Raw genomic sequence first — 2,725 nt, forward strand, 5'->3', positions numbered from 1 at the left:
CTGGCTCGGCGGTCGTAGCCGCGATCAGCGTACAGCCGCGCGGCGGTGTTGGATGCGTCGATGACCTCCGGGAGGGTATTGCCGTCACCAAACACGTCGTAATGCCCCTGATTTAGATCGGCTCATTCCTCCCGTCGTTACTGTCACGGATCCCTGCCACCCGTTGTTCGGCCGGCAACTTCAACTGCTGTCGCAGGACTGCTGCCGAGGACCGGCGTTTGTCGCGGCCGCCTTGCCGAATGGGCGCCGGCGACTGATCCGGCGCTGTGCCACTGACCTGGAGCGGCCGTTGGCACCACCACCATCGCTGCCGCGCATCTCGGTCCGTACGCTACTGCCTCTGGCGCGGCTCGTGCGGAGCATGCTGGATCTCTCTACCAAGGAGGCTCACCATGCCAACCCCTTGTCCTGCGGCCCACTCCCATCGTCGACGGCCGGCCAAACCAAGACCACCTTGTCCCCGGCGCTGGACGACGCTGCCGGTGCCGATGCAGAGGCAGCTGGCCCAGCAGCTGGCCCGAGTTCTCCAGCGCGTCCTAGAGGAGGAGACGCACCGTGCTGATGACTACTCCGAGTGAATCGGCCGAGCGCGTCACCACGGCACACCGTGCCAAGCTCGCCTATGTGTACGTCCGCCAGTCCTCGGCCGGGCAGGTCCGCCAACACCAGGAGAGCACGGAGCTGCAGTACCGGTTGGTCAACCGTGCTGCGGGCCTGGGCTGGCCGCGAGAGCGCATCACCGTGATCGACGACGACCTGGGCAAGTCCGGCGCCTCCAGTTCCGTCCGTGAGGGTTTCCAGCGTTTGATTGCCGAGATCGGCCTGGGCAAGGCCGGGTTGGTGCTCAGCCTGGATGCGTCTCGGCTGGCACGCAACAACCGCGACTGGCACCAGTTGCTGGAGCTGTGCTCGATCTTCGGCGTCCTCATCGCCGACGGGGAACGCCTGTACGACCCGGGTGCATATCACGACCGCTTGCTGCTGGGCCTCTCGGGCATCATGAGCGAGGCGGAGCTGCACCAGCTCCGGCTGCGCCTGTACCAGGGCGAGCTCCAGAAGGCTGCGCGCGGCGAGTTGCGCCTGCCGCTGCCGGCTGGATTGGTGCGTGGTCCTGGCGGCGAGACCGTCCTTAATCCTGACGAGGAGGTGCAGGCGCGGTTGCGACTGGTGTTCACGCTGTTCCGCGCGCTGCAGAGGGCCAAGGCGGTGATGCGCGAGCTGCGGCGACACGACCTTGCGCTGCCGGTGCGCCCGCTGTGGGGCCCGTCGCCACATCAGGTGGTCTGGATGCCGGCCACCGCCTTCCGGGTAGTGCAGATACTGCAGAACCCGTCATATGCGGGGGCCTACGTCTACGGTCGCCGACGCGCGGATCCCTTGCGACGTTCGAGCATCGGCCGCAGTGCTACCGTGCGGGTACCGGTGGAGCAATGGGCTGTCTGCTTGCACGACGCGCACCCGGGCTATATCGGCTGGGAGGAGTTCATGGCCAATCAGGAGCGCCTGGCCAGCAACGTGGCCTCTTATGCACGACAGCGCCAAGGTGCGCCGCGCCAAGGCGTGGCGTTGCTGCAGGGCATTGCGATCTGCGGCTGCTGCGGCCGCCACATGGGGGTGTATTACTCGGGAGCACGGGGTGACGCCCCGGTTTACAGGTGCTCCTTGGATCGGTCTGACGACAACAGTCCACACTGTCAGGAGGTGCGAGCGCTGGTGGTGGAGGCCGAGGTCGAGCGGTTGGTGCTGGCCGCCCTGGCCCCTGACCAGATCGCGCTGGCCGTAGAGGCGGTCGGGCAACTCGAGGCCGAGGCCAGACTGCTGGAGCAGCAGTGGACGCTCAAGCGCGAGCGAGCCCGCTACGAGGCCGAACGGGCGCGACGGCAATACGACGCGGTGGAGCCCGAGAACCGCCTCGTGGCGCGTTCGCTCGAAGGGGTCTGGGAGGAGAGGTTGCGCCGGCTCGAGGAAGTCGAGCAGGCTTACGAGGCTTGGCGGCGTGCGCAGGCTACAGCACTGGACGATGCTGCCCGGGCGGAGGTTCTGGGCCTGGCGCAGGATCTACCCCGGGTATGGCAAGCTGCGACGGCGCAGGAACGCAAGCGAATCGTGCGTCTGGTGGTGCGCGAAGTGGTGCTGGACCAAAAGCGCGAACAGGGCATGGTCTGGTTCCGGCTGATCTGGCAGACCGGCGCGGTCAGCGAGCACCGGCTACAGCGCCGAGTGCAGTCGTACAGGGGCTGCGCCAGCCTGGATCTGATCGAGCGCCGCCTCCGGGAACTTAACGCTGCCGGCAAGATGGATCACGAGATTGCCGAGATCCTCAATGCTGAAGGAGTTATGTCTCCACGCGGGGTGCCGTTCAAGCATGGCACGGTGTACTTCTTGCGCAAGCGATGGCAGATTCGAACGGTCAAGCTCAACGGCGATGAAGCGAACCCGCCGCGATGGCCCGACGGGAGCTATTCGATCCAAGGGGCAGCCGCCGCACTCGACGTCACGCCGCAAACAATATTGCGTTGGCTGCGCACGGGACGGTTGCACGGACGACAGCTCTGCCGGGGCCAGCCATGGCAAGTCGACCTGCCCGGAGATCAGCTCAGCACGCTGCGGGGCTCGGTCCAACGTACCAGCCGATCGAAGATGGAGGCATCATGAAGTCATCGGCTCGTCCACGTTGGCGGCCGTGACCTTGTAGCGCCGGATGAGCTTGTAGCGCGCGTCGACG

Annotated in this window: 1 protein-coding gene; it reads left to right on the top strand. The window is 66.4% G+C overall.

What is annotated here, in order from left to right; all coding sequences use genetic code 11:
- The first annotated feature begins 561 nt into the window (after nucleotides 1-561).
- Nucleotides 562-2,655: a recombinase family protein gene (locus D3A59_RS04140; RefSeq protein WP_119153647.1), complete on the top strand. Its 2,094-nt coding sequence runs from the start codon at nucleotides 562-564 to the stop codon at nucleotides 2,653-2,655.
- Nucleotides 2,656-2,725 lie beyond the last annotated feature (70 nt).

This window comes from Caldimonas tepidiphila (genome assembly GCF_003569765.1).
GTDB lineage: Bacteria > Pseudomonadota > Gammaproteobacteria > Burkholderiales > Burkholderiaceae_C > Caldimonas > Caldimonas tepidiphila.

What these genes read in the sequence shown, in the direction of transcription:
- D3A59_RS04140 (WP_119153647.1), top strand. Translation starts at nt 562, where the DNA reads ATGACTACTCCGAGTGAATCGGCCGAGCGCGTCACCACGGCACACCGT.